Consider the following 24,073-nt stretch of genomic DNA (forward strand, 5'->3'; position numbering starts at 1 on the left):
CACCGAGTCGTAACTTATTTCGGCGACCATCACGAAGACGTTGCGGCTTCTTCCGGCGCCAGCTGTGTAAACAGGTGGTCGGCCAAACCCCGCACCGTGGTGATGTCGGTGGAGCTGATCCGGATCCCCGTTTCCGATTGAACGCGGGTGCGCAGTTCCAGGTTGCCCAGTGAGTCCAGCCCGTACTCGGAGAGCTGGCGGTCGGGATCGATGGTGCGCCGCAGGATCAGGCTGACCTGTTCGGATACCAGTCGCCGCAGCTGGCCGGGCCACTCTTCCAACGGTAGGGTGGCCAGTTCCGCGCGGAACTTGCTGGTGCCCGAACGGCCCTGCTCCAAAGCCTTGAAGGCCTCGGCGAACCGACTCCGTTCTGCAAACGCAACCACCCACGGCGCTCCGATGATCGGGGCGTAGCCGGTGTAGGTGCGGTTGTGGCGGAGCAGGGTTTGGAATGCGTGGGCGCCTTCGTCGGGGGCGATGGCGGCGTCGCTGCTTTCGGCGAGGGCGATGGCGCGTCCGATTTCGGCCCAGGGGCCCCAGGCGATGGCGGTGGCGGGCAGGTTTTGGGAGTGCCGCCAGTGGGTGAAGGCGTCGAGCCAGCTGTTGGCCGCGGCGTAGGCGCCTTGGCCGGGGGAGCCGAGGAGGGCTGCTGCTGAGGAGAAGGAGCAGAACCAGTCCAGGGGTTGGTCGGTGGTGGCGTGGTGGAGGTGCCAGGCACCGTAGACCTTGGGGGCCCAGTCGCGGTCGAGGAGTTCGTCGGTGATGTTGGTGAGGGTGGCGTCTTCGACTACGGCGGCGGCGTGGAGGACCCCGCGCAGGGGGAGTCCGGTGGCGGTGGCGTTGGCGACTAGTCGTGCTGCGGTGGCGGGGTGGGCGATGTCGCCGCATTCGACCACGACATCGGAGCCGATGGAGCGGATCAGTTCGATGGTTTCGAGGGCTTTTTGGCTGGGGGCTGATCGGGAGCTTAAGACGATGCGTCCGGCGCCGGCGGTAGCCATTTTTTCGGCTAGGAAAAGTCCTAGTCCGCCGAGGCCGCCGGTGATCAGGTAGGAGCCGTCGGTGCGAAACACTGGGACCTGGTCGGGGGGCAGGACCACTGCGCTGCTTCCGGTGCGGGGGATGTCGAGCAGTAGTTTGCCGGTGTGGTCGGCGGCGCCCATTACGCGTACGGCGGTGGCGGCATCGGCTAGGGGGTAGTGGGTGGTGTGGGGCATGGGGAGTAGCGCGTCGGCGGTGTGTTGGTAGACGGTGGTCAATAGTTGGCGGATCAGGTGGGGATGGGTGATCGACATCATCCCGAGGTCCACACCGTAGAAGGACAGGTTGCGCCGGAACGGGAACAGGCCCATTTTGGTGTCGCCGTAGATGTCGCGTTTGCCGATTTCGATGAACCGTCCGCCCCAGGCCAGCAATTCCAGTCCGGCGCGTTGGGCCGCACCGGTTAGGGAGTTGAGCACGATGTCTACCCCGTAGCCGTCGGTGTCGGCGCGGATGGCCTCGGCGAAGTCGATGCTGCGGGAGTCATAGACGTGTTCGATGCCCATGTCGTGGAGCAGTTGGCGGCGTTGGGGGCTGCCCGCGGTGGCATAGATGTCGGCTCCGGCCGCGCGCGCGATCGCGATCGCGGCCTGGCCGACCCCGCCGGTTCCGGAGTGGATGAGGACTTTATCGCCGGCGCGGATGCGGCCTAGGTCGTGCAGGCCGTACCAGGCGGTGGCGTGTGCGGTGGTCACCGCGGCCGCTTGCGCATCGCTAAGGCCGGCCGGGATCGGGGTGGCCAGTCTGGCATCACAGGTCACAAATGTGGCCCAGCAGCCGTGCGGCGACATCCCGCCGACCCGGTCACCGACGCGGTGGTCGCGGACATCGGGGCCCACCGCGGTGATGACCCCGGCGAAATCGGTGCCCAGCTGCGGCATCTGCCCATCGGGGGAGTTGTAGCGCCCGAAGGTGACCAACACATCGGCGAAGTTGATGCTCGAGGCACTCACGGCGACTTCGATCTGACCCGGGCCCGGAGCGGGACGGTCAAAGGCCACAAATTCCATCGTCTGTAGATCACCGGGGGTGCGGATCTGTAACCGCATCCCCTCGCAGCCATGATCGACCACCGTGGTCTTGCGTTCTTCAGGACGCAACGGCATCGGCGATAACCGTGCGGTATACCACTGACCATGACGCCAGGCCGTCTCGTCTTCTTCTGAACCCGACAACAACTGACGCGCCACCTGCTCAACACCGGTGTGCTCATCAACATCAATATGAGTGGTATGCAAATGCGGATGCTCGGCACCAATCACCCGCAACAACCCCCGCACCCCGGCCTGCTCCAAATTAGCGCTCTCACCCCCAAGCACCGTCTGCGCACCCCGAGTCAATACAAACAACCGCGGCGCCTCACCCGTCACCTCAGGCAACTCACGAACAACACGCACCAAATGCCGCACACACTCGACACCCTGGACGCCGCTGTTCTCGTCGCGAATGCCGTTGTCCGGCTTGACGAGGATGACCGCATTGTGGAACCCGCCGGCATTGAGCTGGCTTCGTAGCCGTTCGGCGCTGGCCGCATGATCGGCATCCTGGGTCCAGCTGAAGGTTGCGCACTGCACGTCGTGCAGCTTCAGCGCGTCAGTCAACTCTGTTGCCACCATTTCCGCGGCATCGGAGGTGTTGATCAGCAGCCACGCTCCGGTGTCTGCGGCGTCCAGTTCTGGCAGGTCTCGCTCTTGCCATTCGATGGTCAGCAGCCGCTCGTTCAGCACGCGATCACGGTTGCCGTCTTCGGAAACCCCGGTACCGAGCTGCAGGCCATGCACAGCCACCAGCACATTCCCGTGCTCATCCAGCACATCCAAGTCAGCCTCGACCGCGGCCGTGTCAGCGTTGGTTATCCGCGCATAGCAGTAGTGAGCGTTGCGGGTGGACGCGTGGGCACGGATCCGACGGACGCCCAGCGGCAACATCAGGCCGCCGTTACCGGCCACCTGGACATCGGGGTGGGCACCGACGGCCTGGAAACAGGCATCCAGTAGCGCAGGGTGAATTGCGTAGGCGCGCTGTTGCGACCGCATTGCACCGGGCAGCGCGACCTCGGCCAGCACCGAGCTAACCGCCCCATCCGCGATGTGCGCCGCCCCCAGACCGGTGAAGGCAGGGCCATATTGAACGCCGTGCTCGTCGAACCGCAGCCGCAGCTCTTCGCCGTCCTCGGTGCGCGCATGGGCGGCCACCAAACCCGGGATGTCGTAGGCCGGCGGTTGGTTCTCATCGTCGGTGGCGTGCAACACAGCCCCACCACGCCGGACCGCGCTACCCTCCTGGAAGGTCTCCACCACGAAGTCGACAACACCCGGTGATTTCACCGACCCCACAGCCGACAAGGGAGTCTCTTCGTCCAGTAGCAGCATTTGCTCGAAGCGGACGTCGCGGACCTCAGCGGCGTCGCCGAGAATGGTGCGCGCGGCAGCAAGGGCCATTTCGCAGTATGCGGCCCCGGGAAGTGCAGGGGCACTGTGGATTTGGTGATCGGCCAACCACGGCAGCGCCTCCGTGCCGACGTTGGCTTGCCACACATGCCGCTCCGGTTCCTCCGGCAGCAGTACATGCGAGCCAAGCAGGGGGTGCACGACCACCGACGAGCCGCCTTGGGCTTGATGCTCCTGCCCGGCGGGGTTCAGCAACAATGATCGGTGCGTCCAAGCCGATAGCGGTGCGTCCACCAGCTGCCCGGTGGGGTAGAGCACGGAGAAATCCACCGCGGCACCGGCGCTGTGCAGATCCGCCAGCAGGCCGCGAAGCCCGTGTGGCAATGGCTGCTCGCGCCGCATGCCGGCCAAGGCGGCCGCGGGCATGTCGAGACTCTCGGCGGTCTTTTCGACCGCACGGGTCAATAGCGGGTGGGGTGCCAATTCGGCGAAGACTCGGAAGCCGTCCTCGAGCGCAGCTTGCACCGCGGCCCCGAACCGGACCGTGTGGCGCAAATTATCCACCCAGTAGCTGGCATCGCAGTACGGCTCCTCGCGGGGGTCGAACAGCGTTGCTGAGTAGTAGGGAACCTCCGGTGTGAGCGGCTCGATGTCGGACAGCACCTCGTATAGGTCGTCGAGAATAGGGTCTACCTGCGGTGAGTGCGATGCGACGTCGACGGCCACCTCACGGGCCATTACCTCACGTTGTTCCCACGCCGCGACCAGCTCGCGAACCGTCTCGGTAGCACCGCCGATCACCGTGGATTGTGGCGACGCCACAACCGCCACCACGACGTCGTTGATGCCGCGACCCATCAGCTCCGAAAGCACCTGTGGAGCAGGCAATTCCACCGACGCCATGGCGCCGGAACCGGAGATACGGTTCATCAGCCGCGATCGCCGACAGATCACCTTCGCCCCGTCTTCCATGGACAGCGCGCCCGCGGCAACGGCCGCGGCAGACTCTCCGAGGGAGTGCCCGATGATCGCTCCGGGTTGCACCCCGTAAGACTTCATCGTGGCCGCCAGCGCCACCTGCACGGCGAACAGCGTCGGCTGCACCCGGTCGATGCCGGTCACTGTCTCCGCTGCGGTCATCGCTTCGGTCACCGAGAACCCGGACTCCCGGGCGATCAGCGGCTCCAGCTCGGCAATCGTCGCTGCGAAGACTGGCTCGTTGGCCAGCAGGTCCGCGCCCATCGCCGCCCATTGCGAGCCCTGGCCGGAAAATATCCATACCGGACCTCGGTCGTCCTGCCCGACGGCGGCTTGATAAGGAGTCTCGTCTTGGGCGATTTCACGCAAAGCCGCGGACAATTCCGCTGCGCCACGTGCCACTACAGCCGTGCGCACCGGTCGGTAACCCCGACGACGGGCGAGCGTGTAGGCCAGATCAGATACCGCCAACTCCGGCGCTTGCGCATCGATCCAGTCCGCGAGCTGACCGGCGGTGACCCGTAGCCCTTCGGCGGATGTGGACGAGAGCACATAGATCAGGTCGCTGTCGCTGGCCGGCGTCGACGGCGCGTCGCTCGGGCAGGTCTCAGGTGCTTGTTCGACGATGGCGTGCACGTTCGTTCCGGAGATCCCATAGGACGACACCGCCGCCCGTCGCACCTCGTCGCCAGTCGACGGCCAAGGCGTCACCTCTCGTGGCACAAAGAGGCCAGTTTGAATTGCGGCCATCGCGTCAGGAAGGCGGGTGAAATGCAGGTTCCGCGGGATCACGCCGTGCTGCAGGGCGAGAATCGCCTTCATCAGCCCCAGAGCGCCAGCACCCGCTTGCATGTGCCCGAAATTTGGTTTCGCAGAGGTCAGTGCGCAGGGGCGGTTGATGCCGTATACGTCAGCCAGACTTTCGAATTCAATCGGGTCACCTACGGGTGTGCCGGTGCCGTGCGCCTCAACCAAGCCGATGCTGCCGGGGTCCACGTCCGCAGCGGCCAGCGCCGCGCGGTAAACCGTGGATTGTGCTTCCGCCGAAGGCGTCGCGATGTTTACCGTGTGGCCGTCCTGGTTGGCGGCAGTGCCACGCAGCACGGCGAGGATCCGATCCCCGTCTCGTTGCGCGTCCGGTAGCCGCTTGAGCAGCAACACCACAGACCCTTCGCCGGACACGAACCCGTCTGCGGCGACATCGAATGCATGGCAATGTCCGGTGGGAGACAACATGTTTTGCGCGGATCCCGAGGCGAACCTGCGTGGCTCAAGCATCACGTAAACACCTGCTGCGAAAGCGAGATCGCTTTCCCCGTCGGTCAAGCTTCGGCAGGCCAGGTGGGTTGCGTACAAGCTGGAAGAACAAGCGGTGTCTACGGTGACGGCCGGCCCGTGCAGCCGCAGCGCATAGGAAATACGCCCCGATGCGAAGCAGCCATTGGTTCCGGTGTTGCCGTATGGCCCGTCGAAGGTGTTTGCGTCAACGTGTACGAATTGGTAGTCGCCGTGATTGAGTCCGACAAACACGCCAGTCAGCGACTCGGCCATCTTTTCCGGGGTCAGACCGCCGTGTTCCATAGCTTCCCACGCGGTTTCCAGGAGCAATCGGTGCTGCGGATCGATCGCGGTGGCTTCCTTTTCGGTGATCCCGAAGAACTCCGGATCGAACTCGCCGACGTTGTCGAGGAAGGCGCCCCACTTGCACACCGTCCGGCCAGGCACGCCTGGCTCGGGGTCGTAGTACTCGTCGGCGTCCCAACGATCAGCGGGTATCTCGGTGACCATGTCGTCGCCCCGGAGCAACGCTTCCCACAGCTTTTCTGGGGAGCCGATACCACCGGGCAAGCGGCATGCCATGCCGATTACCGCGACGGGCGTCATACGTGGGTCGTTCACGGCCACATCACCTTCTTCTTTCCCCCTGCTTCAGGAGACCTCGTCGAATTATCGGTCCGAGCCGGGGGATGCCGCCGCACCGCACACCGAGCCACGGTCCCCCTTGCCGATTCCGACTTGTACATAGTCGAGTGATCAGCAGCGTAGCTTGTTGGCTCCGCGCGCGTGGAAAAATAGTGCGGACGTACAAAAAAATTCACACGCCCTGTTCACCTGGCGGCTGACCAGCAAGAACACTTCAACAGCTGGTTGTGTGATCCGGGCAATCCTATACCCTGCACATATAGATGAGGGCTAATCCTTGGCTTTCGGCGGGTAACGGTCCGATCTAGATCGGCCCTCGGGTAGCCGTTCGTATACGCAGCAGGTCGGGAGTGGCGGCGCGCGCTACCGTTGTTTGGCGTTCTGCATCCGGGCTTCCGATGTAGGGTGAGCGCGTGGTTGAGTCTTCGCTACCTGCCGTGCTGCGCGAGCGCGCCAGTCTGGTGCCAAACCAGACGGCGCTCACCTTCATCGACTACGAGCAGGATTGGGACGGCGTCGAAAAGACGCTGACATGGTCGCAGTTGTATCGCCAGATGCTGGGCGTTGCCGAACATCTCAAGGAACGCGCGTCAGCGGGCGATCGCGCTGTGATACTGGCGCCGCAGGGACTTGAATATATCGTCAGTTTCCTGGCCGCGTTGCAGGCCGGAATTATCCCCGTTCCGCTCTCGGTGCCGTATGGCGGTGTTCACGATGAGCGAACCGTTTCGGTGGTCGGTGATACATCTCCGGCCGTCATTCTCACGACGTCGTCGGTGATCAACTACGTCGGCGGGTACGGGGAGGCGCAGCCTGGAAAGCCGGCGCCGTCGATAATCGAAGTTGATTTGTTGGACCTGGATTCCCGGAAGGGCTCGTCCAGTCGGCCCGGCCTGCGGGCACCAGCCGATGACGGATCCAATCCTATTTATTTGCAATACACTTCGGGATCCACGCGGATGCCTGCGGGGGTCATGGTTACCAACAGGAATCTGTTCGCCAACTTCGAGCAGATCATGGATGCCTACTACCGGGCCTTCGGGAATGTCGCCCCGCCGGACACCACCGTGGTGTCGTGGCTTCCGTTTTATCACGACATGGGATTTATTCTGGGAATCGTATTTCCGGTACTTGCGGGCGTCCCCGCCGTATTGACCAGTCCGATTGGGTTCTTGCAGCGACCAGCGCGGTGGATGCAATTATTGGCAAGCAACACGCGCGCATATACTGCGGCGCCAAATTTCGCGTTTGATTTGGCATCGCGCAAGACGACGGACGAGGATATGGCCGGGTTGGACCTCGGCGGAGTGCTGCATATTCTCAATGGAAGTGAGCGGGTGCAGCCGGTCAGCCTGAAGCGCTTCGCCGATCGATTCGCGCCCTTCAACCTTGACCCCGCGGTCATACGGCCTTCGTATGGGATGGCGGAAGCAACGGTGTATGTGGCAACCCGTGCCCCGGGCGAACCGCCCAAAATTGTCTCATTCGACTCCGAGAAGCTTCCTGCCGGCGAGGCCAAGCAGTGTGCAAGCGGGACACCGCTGGTCAGCTACGGTGTGCCAGAGCAGCAGACGGTGCGGATCGTGGATCCAGACACCTCGCTCGAGTGTCCCGAGGGCTCGGTCGGTGAGATCTGGGTGCATGGGCGCAACGTGGGAATCGGCTATTGGCAGCGGCCCGAAGTATCGGAAACCATATTCCGTGCCCAGATAGTCAATCCCTCGGAGGGCACACCCGTGGGGCCCTGGCTGCGAACCGGAGATTCGGGCTTCTTCTCGGACGGGGAACTCTTCATCATCGGCCGTATTAAGGATCTCTTGATTGTCTACGGCCGCAACCATTCTCCCGACGATATCGAAGCGACGATCCAAGAGGTTACGCCAGGTCGATGTGCCGCCATAGCGGTTCCCGATCGGGGCGCAGGTGCTGAGAAGCTGGTCGCCATTATCGAGCTCAAGAAGCGAGACGACTCGGAAGAAGACGCGGCCGACAGGCTGAGTGTCGTCAAACGTGAAGTCATCTCGGCGATATCGAAGTCGCACGGGCTGAGCGTGGCTGATCTGGTGCTGGTTTCGCCAGGATCCATTCCGATCACGACGAGCGGCAAGGTCAGACGAGCACAGTGTGTTGAGCTCTACAGACAGGACGAGTTCACTCGCCTGGACGCCTAGCGCCGTTTCGGCTTCGACGTATGGCGGCAGGTAGCCCAGACTCGTTGCGAGTGATGTTGATTCGGTTCAAACGGTGGGATCGGCGAGTCGGCTTCCGCGACACGTAAATTAGGTACCGGACACGCCGGAGAACGTCGCCATGGTTAATGACTCGCATGCGGTCGCCATATTCGCCGAGACTGTCCGAAGGCTATCTGCTTCGTTGTCGACCTCTTGGATTGAATTATGCTGCGCAACAACGAGAGTCGTCTCGGGTGGTGAGCGGTCAACGGCTGGGTGATGATGGCGCTTCTGGATGGTCGACCACCGGCCCGCTCTGGGTATCGGGCTCGAAGATCCGGTCCTGGCGCAGACCTCGCGAAGCGTTGTCGTGTGGTTGGTCAAGCAACGGGTGATCTTCGCGCAAGTAGTGATTGGCTACTAATTGACCAGCGCATCCGGTAGGTCGACGGGCGCGAAAAGCGGTAGCGAGTGGCAGCAGTCGTCGTCATCGGACTTTCTACCAGCGCTTAGTTTGCCGTTGGCGTGGCCGTTGCCGTTGCCGTTGGTGGTGAGATGGCCGTTACCATTGCCGTTGGTGTGGCCGTGGCCGTTGCCGTTGCCGTTGGTCGTGAGATGGCCGTTGCCGTTGCCATTGCCGTTGGTGTGGCCATTGCCGTTGGTGTGGCCATTGCCGTTGGTGTGGCCGTTGCCGTTGGTGTGGCCGTTGCCGTTGGTGTGGCCGTTGCCGTTGGTGTGGCCGTTGCCGTTGGTGTGGCCGTTGCCGTTGGTGTGGCCGTTGCCGTTGGTGTGGCCGTTGCCGTTGGTGTGGCCGTTGCCGTTGGTGTGGCCGTTGCCGTGGGTGTGGCCGTTTCCGTTGCCGTTGGTGGCCGGTACGCGGAATTCCGTGGTGTCGGCCAGATTGAGCACCTGCGGTTTGGCCTCACCGGGATCTGACGCCGGTAGTGCCACCACAGCGAGGTCATCATCCGAGTGCTGTTTGTCGGTGCTGTCGCTTACATCATCGTGTGGTGGCCCGATCGGGACCACCTCACGTGGTAGCCGGATGGAGCCGAACAACGGCAGCGAGTGTTCCTCGAGATCGTTGTAGTCGCTGATCGTCAGCGGGGGGATAACCGGTGTCCGTGGTTTCTTTGCGACGGCTCTGGCGACCAGGTGGCCGCTGCCCTTAGCAGCAGCCAATGGCCGTTTGCCCGCTGTCGGCGGCGTAGCGACCTTGGTGCCCAGCTTGACGTTTCGGATGCTCTTCACCCGGTCTAGCAGGTTGGGCTTGGGGGCGCGAGCCCGTTGGTACACCCGGCGCCGAGTTGGGGTTGCTCCAAGCTTCGAAGGCCACCAGTTGGCCTGGCCCAGCATTGCAGCCATAGCAGGCACCGTAACGCTGCGCACCAGGAAGGTGTCGATCAGGATGCCGGCTCCGATGATGAATCCGGCTTCGACCATGGTGGCGATGCTGGCTGCCAGCAGGCCGAACATTGACGCAGCGAAGATGAGACCCGCGGACGTGATGACGCCACCGGTTGAACCCACCGTACGAATAACGCCAACCCGCACACCGTGCGGTGACTCGTCACGGATACGGGAGATAAGCAGCATGTTGTAGTCGGCGCCCACCGCTACCAGCAGGATGAAGGACAACCCGGGCAAGCTCCAGTGCAAGTCCTTGCCAAGTATCAATTGGAAGACGATGACACCAAGGCCCAATGCGGACAAGAACGAAACCAACACCGAGCCAATGAGATACAGCGGCGCCACGATCGCTCGCAGCAGAATAACGAGGATCAGGAATACGATGAGAATGGTCGCGAAAACGATGAATCGTATGTCGTGATTGTAGTAATCACGGGTGTCCCGCAGGCCGGTCGGAATCCCAGCCATCGATATCGTGGCGTCCGACAACTCGGAGTTCGGCTTGGAATCGCGTGCTACGTCCAGGATCTCATTGACCTGATCCATGGCGGCCGTGGTGAAGGGGTTAAGAGCGCTTTGCACCAGGTACCGCGCCCCGTGACCGTCGGGCGAAATGAAAATCTGCGCAGCCTTTTTGAACTCATCGTTGGCAAGGGCCTCGGGTGGAATATTGAAGCCGGCCATTGAGGGCTTGTTCGCGTCATGCTTCATCTGCAATAGGAAGTCCGACGCCTCGTCGAGTCCGGAGCCCATCCGCTTGGTTTGTTTGACCAGCTCGTTCACGCCCTGGGCGATTGCGCGGCTGCCCTGCGCGAGAGCAGAAGCACCTCGCTGCATTTCGTTCAGCTGGTTCTGCATCCCGTCGATGGAGCGCAACAGGGTGACGGCTTGGTTGAGGTTCGTTTCCAGCTTCTCGATTGTTTGTGCGACGGTTTGGAATTCCTGTGTCTGCTGCAGGGTGCGGCCAAGTGCGGTGATGCTGTTGAGGCTCCCGCTGGTCTGGGCGTCGACCAGTGCTTTTAGCTGCGAACGCGAGGCCACGCAGGCTGGGTCGGCATTGCATTGCGGACTGGCGTTGAGGGCTGAAACGATCGGGCTAGCCCAGGCGACGGTATTGGATACGTCGACCATGTTGGAGGTGAGTGCACTACCGAGGGCACGCATCCGTCCGACGAGTTTGGCCGTTTGGTCCAAAGCGTTGAGCGTCTTGTCGCCGCCGATAAGTTTCTTCGTTGTTACTAGAAGGTCGACCAACGCGCCCGCGTTGGCAACCGACTCGGTGACCTCATCGCGAACCGCAGCGAGGGCGTCTGCCAGCTGATTAGAACCACTAGCCAATTGGTCTAGTTCGCCCCCGTGTTCCTCGATCGCAGAGGAAACCTCGTCAAGTTTGCCGCCAACCTCTCCGGCCTGATATGAGACCTTGGTTTGCTCCAGCGGCTCTCCGTTGGGCCTGGTCAAGCCGCGTATTGCCACGATGTTTGGCAGTTGGCTCACCCGGCTGACCATCAGTTCCAGGTCGGCGAGGGCACTTGGGCTTCGCAGGTCCCGCGGCGACTTAATGAACAACATCATCGGAGTCATCATGTTCTGCGGGAAGTGGCGATCCATCGCGTCGTATCCGGCGACGCTATCGACGTCCTCGGGCAGTGCCTTGAGATCGTCGTAGTTGAAGCGCACCAGCAACGTGCTGCTGGCCAAGATGGCGAGCACGATCAAGCTGGCCAGCAGATGGATCCTCGGCCGTCGCACAATGCGCGTTCCCAGGATCCGCCAAAAGCGATGGGTCAGGTCCCGGCGTGGCTTGATCCAGCCACGCCGTCCAATCAATACCAGGATGGCGGGCAGCAGGGTGATGGCGGCGATGAACGCGACAAGAATCGAGATCGAAATCGCGGGTCCGATGCTGGCGAAAATAGCCAGCTTTGAAAAGACCATCGCCAGAAATGTGACGGCTACGGTGGCCGCTGACGCGGCGATCACCTTGCCGATGGACATCATCGCGTTCTTGACCGCTTGGTCCGAATGGAGACCTTTGCGCACGTAATCGTGATAACGGCTGATCAGGAAGACGGCGTAGTCCGTTCCGGCCCCGATCATGACGGCCGTCATGAAGACGATGGTCTGCATCTGGACGTCCAGACCAATTTTTGACAGTCCGGACAGGACGCCCTGAGCGGTCGCCAGAGACAGGCCGATGGTCACCAGCGGCACCAGCATCGTGACGATGTTTCGGTAGACCATCAGCAGAATGACGAGCACGCTGACCGCGGTACCGATCTCGATGAGGTGGGTGTCTTCCTGGCCGATAGTGACCAGGTCGGCCACCGTGGCCACCGCTCCGGCGTAGTGCGGGGTCAGCGTGGATCCCTTGAGGACGTCGCTGACGATCTCCTTGATGCGCTTATATGCCGACTGAGTAGCGGGGTCGTCTTGGCCCGTCTGGAACATGACGGGTAGGTTCCACGCCTTGTTGTCCTTGCTGGCTAACACTTCGTGCAGCGGGGGATTGCTGACGAAGTCCTGTACCGAAAACTTCTCGGCGCGTAGCTTTTCGACCAACTTCGTGTACGCAGCCAAGTCGGCCGGACCCATGCCGTCCTCGTTGGTCAGGATCACCAACAACTGAGAGCCGCCGGTGTTTCCCTTGTCGTTCTTGGTGTTCTTGTCGTCCTTGGTGTCCTTGTCGCTCTTTCCCTCGAACGACTTGGCCATCTCTCGGGAGGTCACCATCGTCGGAGCATCGTCTGGAAGAGCGGCCGAATTGTTCTTGCCGGCCGCAGCCTCCATCAGCGGCGGGAATAGCAACGCGGGGATGGCCGCTATGGCAATCCAGGCGGCGATGACCACGAACGGCTTTTGGATGACAAACTTGCTCAGTCTGTCAAAAATGCCGCCGACGCGTGCGGCCTCGGAATCACTCATCGGCCGTCACGCCGGTCAGCCGGACGCCCTCGCGGAGACGGGAAGTTGCGGTGGCAGCGACCGGGGTGGCCCGTGGCGTACGCACGTCTGACCGACCCACCGCGGTGGGATTCAGGTTGTCAATCCTGAAGCATCGCACGTCGACCCACGGCCCCCCAACATCCAAGCCAATCTCTAATTCAGCAAGTGAGCAACAGACTAACCTGTTGCCTTCGCGGATGTAGGAAAATCGTGCGGACGTACAAAAAAGTTGCCGTCCGCACGTGCAGGCTTCGGCAGGTCAGGATACGCTGACCAGCGCCACAGCGCCAGCATGTTCCGGAGGAAGCGGACCGAGTAGCGCAAGCTTCGTTAGGCCCTGCGTCTCCTACCAGCGAACTTCATCACACTTGCGCGGTTTCGCTCCAGCGCGCTCCCTCCGCGACGCGCAGATACACGGTTTTCATCGTCTCGAGGTAGCGCGCCAGCGACTCGTGAGCGATCGGATTGTTCGGCAACGACGCCGTCACGGTGGTCTCGTCCTGGAATTTGTTAACCCAGATGCATACCCGGGCGGCGACCCTGCCGTCGCTGAATGCTCTGGCATTGATTCGGTTCAGATGCATCGCCACGACGCCAGACAGCGGCGGCACACCCCCGTCGAGGAATGACAACATGGGAAAGCCGCCGCGAGGTGGTGGTTTCGTGAGCCAAGGGGCCAGTTCCAGTACCCGCTCAAACGGTACGTTAGCCAGCTGGGCACTCGCATCGAAATTGGCCTGGGCGCCGCGGACCGTTTCGTCGAACGAGGGAGCGACCGGGACCGCAAAGGGAATGTGGCCGACAAACCAACCCGTGGTCATGAATTCTGTCGGCGCGCTCCGCGTACTGGTGGGCGTGACGGCGTAGTAGGTGCGCGAGCCGGTGAGCTCGTGTTCGGCCAACGCTGCGCAAGCGAATACTCCACCGCTGAAACGTGCGCCGGCACTAGTGCATGCGGCTTCAAACCGAGCGGTCTGACGGGCATCCATCAGCTGCAATGACAGCAATTCGCCGGTATCGACCAGCGAGAGGTCACCGAGCGGCAGCGGAAAGGACGGCAGCGCCCCGCCATTGTTTTCGAAGAAGTCGATCCACTGCCGTATTTCTGGGGATTCCAGCGTCAGTGACGAGGTGTAGGTCCGCTCGCGCAGGCAATAGTCACCGTAGCTACCGGCCTCCGGGAGCGGGATCGGTGCGCCGCCGTCGGCCAGCGTGTTGTACATCGCCTCGATCTCCCAGAACACTGCACTGATAAACATGGCATCGACGTGGAGATGGTCGACGCTCACACAAAAAGTGAAGTGCTCATCATGTTGAATAATGGCGAACCGGAAACAATCCCATTCCAGCGGACCTGGTGTAGCCAATATATAGTTTTGCCACTCTTTCGGTGACATCGTGCCGTGCTCGATCGGAATTAGCTCAATATCGGCCGAATCCTCCATGGTGTGCCGAACGATATCGTTTGCCTCGGTGAATTCAAACCAACTGCTGTATGTGTCGTGCCGCCGAAGGTGTGCGTTGATGACGTAGGTCATCGCCCGGATATCGCATTGACCGGGGATGTCCATGGCCGCGACCACAAGGCGCGACATCTCGTGGCCGTGAGCTGTTTGTTCGCTGAAACCTCGCAGGTGCCGCGCCTGGATGTAGCTTGGCGGCACCGCGCTGATTGGCGCTTGCCGTACCTGATCCAGCGTGGCCGGTGACGGGTGCCAACGCCACACCGAACCGGGCGCCGGGACCCAGTTGCTGACGGTCTCCAACCCCACATTGCCTAAGACGACCAATTTGACTCCGGTGAGTTTGCGAGTAGCTCCGAGGATATTTCACCCAGACTGCAAAACCTCATATTGCGGCCGGGGCGTCTTCTGCGGGTATGAGTTTTTTGCATAGGTGGTCGGCCATGCCCCGCACCGTGGTGATGTCGGTAGAGCCGATCCGCACCCCGGTCTCGGTCTCGATGCGGGTGCGCAGTTCCAGGTTGCCCAGTGAATCCAGCCCGTAGTCGGTAAGTGGGCGGTCGGGATCGACGTTGCGGCGCAGGATCAGGCTGACCTGTTCGGAAATCAACCGCCTGAGTCTGGCCGGCCACTCGTCCAGTGGTAGCTGAATGAGTTCGGTACGCAATCCGCTGCGATCGGATCGCATGAGGCTGTCGCATCGGAAGGCCTCGGCGAACCGACTCCGTTGCGCCAGCGTTGTCAACCATGGTGAGCCCACGACAGGGAGATAGCCGGTGTAGGTGCGGTTGTGGCGGAGCAGGGTTTGGAATGCGTGGGCGCCTTCGTCGGGGGCGATGGCGGCGTCGCTGCTTTCGGCGAGGGCGATGGCGCGTCCGATTTCGGCCCAGGGGCCCCAGGCGATGGCGGTGGCGGGCAGGTTTTGGGAGTGCCGCCAGTGGGTGAAGGCGTCGAGCCAGCTGTTGGCCGCGGCGTAGGCGCCTTGGCCGGGGGAGCCGAGGAGGGCTGCTGCTGAGGAGAAGGAGCAGAACCAGTCCAGGGGTTGGTCGGTGGTGGCGTGGTGGAGGTGCCAGGCACCGTAGACCTTGGGGGCCCAGTCGCGGTCGAGGAGTTCGTCGGTGATGTTGGTGAGGGTGGCGTCTTCGACTACGGCGGCGGCGTGGAGGACCCCGCGCAGGGGGAGTCCGGTGGCGGTGGCGTTGGCGACTAGTCGTGCTGCGGTGGCGGGGTGGGCGATGTCGCCGCATTCGACCACGACATCGGAGCCGATGGAGCGGATCAGTTCGATGGTTTCGAGGGCTTTTTGGCTGGGGGCTGATCGGGAGCTTAAGACGATGCGTCCGGCGCCGGCGGTAGCCATTTTTTCGGCTAGGAAAAGTCCTAGTCCGCCGAGGCCGCCGGTGATCAGGTAGGAGCCGTCGGTGCGAAACACTGGGACCTGGTCGGGGGGCAGGACCACTGCGCTGCTTCCGGTGCGGGGGATGTCGAGCAGTAGTTTGCCGGTGTGGTCGGCGGCGCCCATTACGCGTACGGCGGTGGCGGCATCGGCTAGGGGGTAGTGGGTGGTGTGGGGCATGGGGAGTAGCGCGTCGGCGGTGTGTTGGTAGACGGTGGTCAATAGTTGGCGGATCAGGTGGGGATGGGTGATCGACATCATCCCGAGGTCCACACCGTAGAAGGACAGGTTGCGCCGGAACGGGAACAGGCCCATTTTGGTGTCGCCGTAGATGTCGCGTTTGCCGATTTCGATGAACCGTCCGCCCCAGGCCAGCAATTCCAGTCCGGCGCGTTGGGCCGCACCGGTTAGGGAGTTGAGCACGATGTCTACCCCGTAGCCGTCGGTGTCGGCGCGGATGGCCTCGGCGAAGTCGATGCTGCGGGAGTCATAGACGTGTTCGATGCCCATGTCGTGGAGCAGTTGGCGGCGTTGGGGGCTGCCCGCGGTGGCATAGATGTCGGCTCCGGCCGCGCGCGCGATCGCGATCGCGGCCTGGCCGACCCCGCCGGTTCCGGAGTGGATGAGGACTTTATCGCCGGCGCGGATGCGGCCTAGGTCGTGCAGGCCGTACCAGGCGGTGGCGTGTGCGGTGGTCACCGCGGCCGCTTGCGCATCGCTAAGGCCGGCCGGGATCGGGGTGGCCAGTCTGGCATCACAGGTCACAAATGTGGCCCAGCAGCCGTGCGGCGACATCCCGCCGACCCGGTCACCGACGCGGTGGTCGCGGACATCGGGGCCCACCGCGGTGATGACCCCGGCGAAATCGGTGCCCAGCTGCGGCATCTGCCCATCGGGGGAGTTGTAGCGCCCGAAGGTGACCAACACATCGGCGAAGTTGATGCTCGAGGCACTCACGGCGACTTCGATCTGACCCGGGCCCGGAGCGGGACGGTCAAAGGCCACAAATTCCATCGTCTGTAGATCACCGGGGGTGCGGATCTGTAACCGCATCCCCTCGCAGCCATGATCGACCACCGTGGTCTTGCGTTCTTCAGGACGCAACGGCATCGGCGATAACCGTGCGGTATACCACTGACCATGACGCCAGGCCGTCTCGTCTTCTTCTGAACCCGACAACAACTGACGCGCCACCTGCTCAACACCGGTGTGCTCATCAACATCAATATGAGTGGTATGCAAATGCGGATGCTCGGCACCAATCACCCGCAACAACCCCCGCACCCCGGCCTGCTCCAAATTAGCGCTCTCACCCCCAAGCACCGTCTGCGCACCCCGAGTCAATACAAACAACCGCGGCGCCTCACCCGTCACCTCAGGCAACTCACGAACAACACGCACCAAATGCCGCACACACTCGACACCCACCGGGTTGTGACGCGTGGGCCCGGTCACCACGACCACACCGGTGAACTGGTTGTCACGCAACTGATCACCTAGTAGCTTTGCGTGCGCTACGTGGTCAGCCCGCTGAGGCCAGCATGTCGTCGTCCAATCCGCGCCTTGCGACTTCAATGCACCGAACAACTGCGTGGCGAGCGGGTCAGGGGTATCGGAAATCCTTACCAGCAGCCAGGTTCCAGTGATTGCGGGTTTTGGCTCGGGCGGCTCGCGCCGTTGCCATTCCACGTTCAGTAGGCGGTGGTCCACCAAACGATCCTGGTCGGCAGTCTCGGAAAGCCCCGTGCCCATCAGCAGTCCGCGCAGTTCGAGTATTACCGTGCCGTGTTGGTCCATGACGTCGATGTCGGCTTCGGCCTCGTGGCCGCAGGCGGTCACCCGTGTGTAGCAGTAGCGGGCGCTGCGGCTAACAGCGTGGAGCCGTAGCTGACGCACGCTCAGCGGCAACAGCAGCCCGCCGGTACCCATTTGCTGTACCACGGGATGTGCCGCAACGGACTGAAAGCAGCTGTCCAACAACGCGGGGTGGACGAAGTAACTGGCCTGTTGCGTGCGAACCGAACCCGGCAAGCTCAGCTCCGCCAGCACCGTATCCGTTGCTCCTACGCCGGTATGGGCAGCGGCAAGACCCGTGAATGCTGGGCCGTAGTGAATTCCATGCTCGCCGAACCACTCTCGAAGTTCGTTCCCAGCCAGGCGATGAGTATGAGCGCTCAGTAAGTCCTCGACGTCATAGGCGGTGGGTGCCGTATCGTGGCGTATCGCATGCAGTGACGCGCTGGCTCGCCGCACCTTCTCGCCATTTTGAGATGTGTCTACGACAAAGGTGGCAACTCCAGGCGCTTGCACCGAAGCGACTGCTCCCACTGGGGTTTCGTCATCGAGCAGCAGCATGTGCTCGAAGCGGACGTCGCGAACCTCGCACTCATCGCCAAGTACCGTGCTGGCCGCGGCGAGCGCCATTTCGCAGTAGGCGGCCCCCGGAAGTGCCGCCACATCGTTCACCCGATGATCGGCCAACCAGGGCGATGCCGCGACACCGATCTCGGCCTGCCAGGCGTGCCGTTCGGGCTCCTCCAAAAGATCGACGTGCGAACCCAACAGCGGATGCACCACAACGGTATTGCAATGAGCATGGTGTTTGGCATTGACCGCGGACAGCAGTAGGCGGCGGTTGGTCCATATGGGCAGAGGTGCGTCGACCAGCCGTCCCACCGGATACAGCGTTGAGAAGTCGACTGCGGCGCCGGCACTGTGTAGGTCGGCTACCAGTGCACGTAGCCCCCATGGCAGTGGTTGGTTGCGTCGCATCGCGGGCACCGCCGCGACCGGCATGTCGATGCTGGTGGCGGTCTGCTCGACGGCTCGAGTCAGCAGTGGATGTGGTGACAGTTCGGCGAACACCCGGTACCCGTCATCGAGTGCCGCCCGCACCGCTGCGGAGAACCGCACCGCGTGACGCAGGTTGTCGACCCAGTATTTGGCGTCACAACGCGGCCGCTCGCGTGGGTCGAAGGAGGTCGCCGAGTAGTAGGGGACCTTCGCGATCGTCGGACGAAGATCGGTCAGCGATTCGGACAACTCATCGAGAATCGGCTCGACCTGCGGTGTATGCGATGCCACATCGACGGCTACCTCACGAGCCAGCACGTCACGCTCTTCCCAGGCCGCGACCAGGTCGCGAACGGTTTGGGTCGCCCCACCGATCACCGTGGATTGTGGCGAGGCCACCACCGCCACCACGGCGTCTTTGACTCCGCGGCGAACGAGGTCCTCGCGCACCCGGGCCGCCGGCAGCTCCACCGACGCCATCGCTCCGATGCCCGCGATACGGGTGCACAGCCGGGAGCGGCGACAAATGACACGTACCCCGTCCTCCCGCGAAAGCGCGCCTGCTACCACGGCGGCTGCCACCTCGCCCAAGGAATGGCCAATGACCGCGCCGGGGCGCACGCCATACGACTTCATCGTTTCGGCCAACGCGACGTGCATCGCGAACAGGGTTGGTTGCACCCGGTCAATCCCGCTTGGAGTCTCTTGCGCGGTCATGGCTGCGGTCACCGAAAAGCCGGATTCGGCGGCGATCAGCGGCTCCAGCGCCGCGATGGTCGCGGCGAACACCGGCTCGTTTGCCAGTAGGTCCGCGCCCATCGTCGCCCATTGCGAACCCTGGCCGGAAAACACCCACACGGGCCCCAGGTCGTCATGGCCGACCGCGGCTTGGCCGGGGGCGTCGCCGGTGGCGGCCATGCGCAGACCATCGGCCAGCCCAGCCCGGTCGGTGGCGATGATGGCGGTGCGCACCCGTCGGTGCCCCCGTCGGCGCGTAAGGGTATACGCCAGATCCGGAAGCGACACCTCGCGATCGGTAACCCAGTCGGCCAACCGGTGCGCGGTGCGGCGCAGCGCCTCGGTCGAGCTGGCGGACAGTGGGAACAACAGCGGGTTGCTCGATGTGGCGGTGTCGTTGTGGTGGGGTTCGGGGGCCTGCTCGAGAATGGCGTGCACGTTGGTGCCTGACATTCCATACGATGACACCGCCGCACGCCGTGGCGTGGCGTCGCCTTCCCGTGGCCAGGGCGTAATTTCTTGCGGCACAAACAATGCGCAGTCGATCCGCGCGAGCTCCTCGGGCAGCCGAGTGTGGTGCACCATCGGCGGCACCAGGCCGTGTTGAAGCGAGAGGATCGCCTTGATGATCCCTACCACTCCGGCGGCGGCTTCGGTGTGCCCCAGATTGCTCTTGGCCGACCCGACAGCGCATCGATTCCCGTTGGCCCCGTACACCTGCGCCAAGCTGCTGAATTCGATCGGATCACCGACCGGCGTACCCGTGCCGTGCGCTTCGATCAAACCGACGCTGTCGGCGTCAACCCCCGCTGCCGCCAACGCCGCTCGATAGACCATGACCTGTGCGTCCAACGACGGCGTTGTCACGTTGTCGGTGCGACCGTCTTGATTGGTTGCGGTACCACGCAGCACCGCCAGAATGCGGTCACCACTGCGCAGCGCGTCGGGCAGCCTCTTGAGCATGAGCATCGCGCAACCCTCGGAGCGGACGAACCCGTCGGCGTCGACATCGAACGTCCGGCAGCGCCCGGTAGGGGAGAGCATGCCCTGTGCCGAGGCCGAGCTGGATAGTTGTGGTTCCAGCATGATCATGCAGCCACCTGCCAAAGCGAGATCGCTCTCACCCGCATGCAAACTACGGCAGGCCAGATGCACGGCGAGCAAACTCGACGAGCAGGCGGTGTCGACGGTCAAGGCTGGGCCGCGCAGTCCCATCGCGTACGACACTCGCCCAGAGGCCATGCTCAATGCCGTTCCGGTGAATCCGTAGGCGTCGCTTAACGCGCCCGCTTCATCGGTGACGTGAGTGTAGTCGTCATGGCACATTCCCACGAACACCCCGGTTGGTGAACCGCTCAAGGCCGTCGGCGCCAATCCGGCATGCTCTGCGGCTTCCCATGAAGTCTGCAGCAGCAAACGGTGTTGCGGATCGATTGCGGTTGCTTCGCGTTCGCTGATGCCGAAGAACTCGGGATCGAAGCCCGCCATATCGTCCAGGAATCCGCCCCAGCGGGACACCGATCGATCCGGCGTACCGGGCTCCGGGTCGTAGTACGCGTCGGCGTCCCAGCGGTCGGTCGGAATTTCGGTGATCAGGTTGTCGCCGCGCAGCAACGCATTCCAGAAGTCTTCCGGCGAGTCGATGCCCTGGGGCAGCCGACACGCCATGCCGATCACGGCAATCGGGGTGGCGTGTGCCTCATCCACGGGCAGGGCACCCGAACACGGCGGTCCGCACGATTCCAGCCGATCTCCATGTCTATCAAGGTGAACAAGGGCGTCGCGGGCTAACTGCACACTGCGTGAACAGCACGGCAAGCCTAGCCGGTTGCGTGGCATACATGCGGTAGGTTGGCTGGTGCCTAGAGAACGTGTCGCGGGGTGATGGGTCGCCCAGTGGCTGAATTGGTGCAACGCGGCCCCGTCGCCAGGTTGCGATCGTTTTGCGCTGTGCCACAACAAGTCTGCATTGACTTGCGAGTCAATAATTCATAATGTGCTGTAAGCCAGTACAACGGAGTGCACATACCATGACTAAGTCTCGCGTGCCGCGACTGCCGCTCGCCGATGCCAAGGCCGCCGCTGATCAAGCGGGCGTGCCCGACTACATGGCCGAGCTCAATATCTTTCAGGTATTGCTGAACCATCCGCATTTGGCGCGCACCTTCAACGACATGCTTGCCACCATGCTGTGGCACGGCGCGCTCGACCCGCGGCTGCGCGAGCTGGTGATCATGCGGATCGGCTGGCTCACCGGGTGTGACTACGAGTGGACTCAACATTGGCGCGTTGCTACCGGGCTCGGTGTGTCAGCTGAAGACCTGCTGGGCGTTCGGGATTGGCAAAGCTACAACGATTTTGGGTCAGTCGAGCGCGCCGTGCTATCGGCCACCGACGACGTCGTGCGAAACGGTGCCGTGAGCACTGAGAGCTGGACTGCGTGCGAACGCGAATTGCAAGGTGACTCAACAGTTCTCATAGAGTTAGTTACCGCCATTAGCTCATGGCGGATGGTCGCAACCATCTTGCACAGTCTTAGGGTCCCGTTGGAAGACGGGTTACCCAGCTGGCCGCCGGACGGCCGCTCACCCTAGCTGCGGCCAGCGCGCCGGGCGCTGTCTTGGATGCTTTGCCGGGCAGGCTATTCGAGTGAGCGTGACGCGGCCGGCGTCGCGCCCAGCGAGCCGTCCGAGGCGCGCGGCCCGCGTTGAACCGGTGGGCGCCCGGCCTTCCAAAAAATCTGGCTGGCGGCGTCCAACGCCAATGCGCCCACACATGAAAAGCGATGTGCTCGCCATTATTTCGGCTGCTGACGGGTGGTTCGCGCTATTACCAGGGGATCGACGGCCGACGTTCGTTTTGATTGACACGCCAACCAGGTGCTCATAGCGTCAGCGGAATGCAAACCAGAGTCGCCGAAATGCTCGGCGTTGAGTTCCCCATCTGCGCCTTCAGCCACTGTCGCGATGTGGTCGCCGCGGTGACCAACGCCGGCGGGTTCGGGGTCCTTGGCGCCGTAGCGCATAGCCCCACGCGGCTGGAACGTGAGCTGACTTGGATCGAGGAGCAGGCGGGAGGCAAACCGTACGGTGTCGACCTGCTGTTACCGCCCAGATATGTCGGCTCCGAGCAGGGCGGGATCGACCCCCGGCAGGTATCGGAGCTATTGCCTGAGGAGCATCGCACGTTTGTCGACGAGTTGTTGGTGCGATACGGAATCGAAAGGCCGGCCGATCAGCAGGCGACGGTCGCAAGGTCTGGAGGTGGACTCAACATCTCGCGCAGCGGCTATGAGCCGCTACTGGAGGTGGCCTTCGCCCACAAGATCCGGCTGATCGCAAGCGCGCTCGGACCGCCACCCCAGGACCTCGTCGAGCGTGCCCATAGCAACGATGTGTTGGTAGCCGCCCTGGCTGGCACCACCCACCACGCACAACGACACGCGGCCGCCGGTGTCGACCTGATCGTGGCGCAGGGAACCGAAGCGGGCGGCCACACCGGCGAGGTGGCCACCATGGTCTTGGTGCCAGAGGTGGTAGACGCGGTGGCGCCGACTCCAGTGTTGGCAGCGGGCGGGATCGCGCGAGGCCGCCAAATCGCGGCGTCGCTGGCACTGGGCGCCGAGGGAGTGTGGTGTGGATCGGTGTGGTTGACCACCGAGGAAGCCGAAACGACTCCGGTAGTCAAAGAAAAATTCCTCACCGCCACGTCGTCGGATACGGTGCGGTCGCGGTCGATGACTGGTAAGCCCGCGCGGATGCTGCGGACAGCCTGGACCGACGAATGGGACCGGCCGGATACTCCCGACCCACTCGGCATGCCGCTGCAAAGTGCGCTGGTCGCCGACTCGCAGGTGCGGATAAACCAGGCCGCTGGCCAACCGGGCACCCAGGCCCGCGAGTTGGCGACTTACTTCGTTGGCCAGGTCGTCGGCTCGCTCGACCGGGTGCGGCCGACGCGCTCGGTGGTGCTCGACATGGTTGAGGAGTTCATCAATACGGTCGGGCGGCTTGAGCAGTTGATCGAGAGATGACACACACCGGGTACCCAGCGGCGTGGGGGCGGACCGCGATGACGCAAAGTCACGGCGGTGCGCGCGGCGAGATCCCGAAGGCGGCGCAGGGAACGTCGTAGTCGCTGGTCAAGCTCGTAGCAATGGCGGCGGTGCCGCCTAGACGATCGGGTTGTTGTGCTGAAGTGCACCGGCGGGGACTGCGCCTAGCCGGAGCATCGGCGGGGTCCGGGGGGCCCCGTTTTCGAGCTAAAAATCCAGGTCAACGGCCTTAAACTGGTTGATAGCTGGCAACGCCCATCGTGAGTCCGTAAAGGTTTGGACACACGGCGTGGGTGAGTTGACCGAATGGATTGGCTCGTGCATGATCAGTCGGGTAAGCACCTCGTTAGGTGAGGCGGCTACACGAACATAGGCCACTGACCCCGAACGTCGAAAGACGCCCCGGGTCAGGACAGCTCCTCCCGGCTTAAGGGTTGAGCCCAGGTGGCTTCCGGAATATCGGACACGTCGTGTAGTGCCAAAGCTCTGACGAGAGGGGTGCGGATTTCCGGCAGTCGTCGGTATTTCTGTACTCCTTTGTGGCGCCTAGAGCGTGCGAAAACTCGCACGTGCCGTGACCGTGAGGAGGTGAGGGACGCATGAGTTCGAGTGATAGTCCGGGTCGATATCCCGGCTATGTTTCGTCCCGATCCGGCATCCGGCGCGACGTTCTCGGCTGAATCGTCGTTACGCGCACGGCCCTGTGGCCGAGCGCTCCTGGATCGCAACCGGTACGGGGTGGAACAAGCCAGCCCAAACACAATTCGTAT

7 protein-coding genes and 1 riboswitch are annotated in these 24,073 nt (G+C 63.0%); of the genes, 3 read left to right on the forward strand and 4 right to left on the reverse strand.

All coding sequences use genetic code 11. The annotated features are described in order from the left end of the window. Positions 1-29 precede the first annotated feature (29 nt). Positions 30-6,293 (reverse strand): sulfolipid-1 biosynthesis phthioceranic/hydroxyphthioceranic acid synthase, encoded by a 6,264-nt coding sequence (gene pks2, locus MB901379_RS10455; protein ID WP_158019083.1) that lies wholly within the window; start codon positions 6,291-6,293, stop codon positions 30-32. Positions 6,294-6,745: 452 nt separating this feature from the next. On the opposite strand from pks2 (MB901379_RS10455), the gene MB901379_RS10460 reads away from it, so the two are divergent. Next, complete coding sequence (locus MB901379_RS10460) at positions 6,746-8,503, forward strand: AMP-binding protein (protein ID WP_158016640.1); 1,758 nt, start codon at positions 6,746-6,748, stop codon at positions 8,501-8,503. A 420-nt stretch (positions 8,504-8,923) separates the two neighbouring features. On the opposite strand, the gene MB901379_RS10465 is transcribed toward MB901379_RS10460, so the two are convergent. The 3 genes from MB901379_RS10465 to pks2 (MB901379_RS10475) all read right to left on the reverse strand — a co-directional run bounded on the left by MB901379_RS10465 (position 8,924) and on the right by pks2 (MB901379_RS10475) (position 20,956). Then, positions 8,924-12,838, reverse strand: coding sequence for an MMPL/RND family transporter (locus tag MB901379_RS10465; protein ID WP_158016641.1), 3,915 nt, complete (start codon positions 12,836-12,838; stop codon positions 8,924-8,926). Positions 12,839-13,221: 383 nt separating this feature from the next. Continuing rightward, on the reverse strand, positions 13,222-14,631 hold the full coding sequence (locus tag MB901379_RS10470; protein ID WP_174237086.1) for a condensation domain-containing protein: 1,410 nt from the start codon (positions 14,629-14,631) through the stop codon (positions 13,222-13,224). Positions 14,632-14,707: 76 nt separating this feature from the next. After that, a complete protein-coding gene (pks2, locus tag MB901379_RS10475) occupies positions 14,708-20,956 on the reverse strand; it encodes a sulfolipid-1 biosynthesis phthioceranic/hydroxyphthioceranic acid synthase (RefSeq protein WP_269462780.1) in 6,249 nt (2,082 codons plus the stop codon). Positions 20,957-21,279: 323 nt separating this feature from the next. Here pks2 (MB901379_RS10475) and MB901379_RS10480 point away from each other — a divergent pair, with 323 nt between their 5' ends. Then, the gene (locus tag MB901379_RS10480) at positions 21,280-21,843 is read left to right on the forward strand and encodes a carboxymuconolactone decarboxylase family protein (protein ID WP_158016643.1); all 564 of its coding nucleotides are present in this window, start codon (positions 21,280-21,282) and stop codon (positions 21,841-21,843) included. Between the two features lie 305 nt (positions 21,844-22,148). Then, positions 22,149-23,282, forward strand: a complete 1,134-nt coding sequence (locus tag MB901379_RS10485) for an NAD(P)H-dependent flavin oxidoreductase (protein WP_158016644.1) — start codon at positions 22,149-22,151, stop codon at positions 23,280-23,282. A gap of 356 nt (positions 23,283-23,638) precedes the next feature. After that, positions 23,639-23,808: riboswitch (M-box (ykoK) riboswitch) on the forward strand. Positions 23,809-24,073 lie beyond the last annotated feature (265 nt).

Source organism: Mycobacterium basiliense (assembly GCF_900292015.1).
GTDB classification, from domain to species: domain Bacteria; phylum Actinomycetota; class Actinomycetes; order Mycobacteriales; family Mycobacteriaceae; genus Mycobacterium; species Mycobacterium basiliense.

What these genes read in the sequence shown, in the direction of transcription:
- MB901379_RS10485 (WP_158016644.1), top strand. Translation starts at nt 22,149, where the DNA reads ATGCAAACCAGAGTCGCCGAAATGCTCGGCGTTGAGTTCCCCATCTGC.
- pks2 (WP_158019083.1), bottom strand. Translation starts at nt 6,293, where the DNA reads ATGACGCCCGTCGCGGTAATCGGCATGGCATGCCGCTTGCCCGGTGGT.
- MB901379_RS10465 (WP_158016641.1), bottom strand. Translation starts at nt 12,838, where the DNA reads ATGAGTGATTCCGAGGCCGCACGCGTCGGCGGCATTTTTGACAGACTG.
- MB901379_RS10480 (WP_158016643.1), top strand. Translation starts at nt 21,280, where the DNA reads ATGACTAAGTCTCGCGTGCCGCGACTGCCGCTCGCCGATGCCAAGGCC.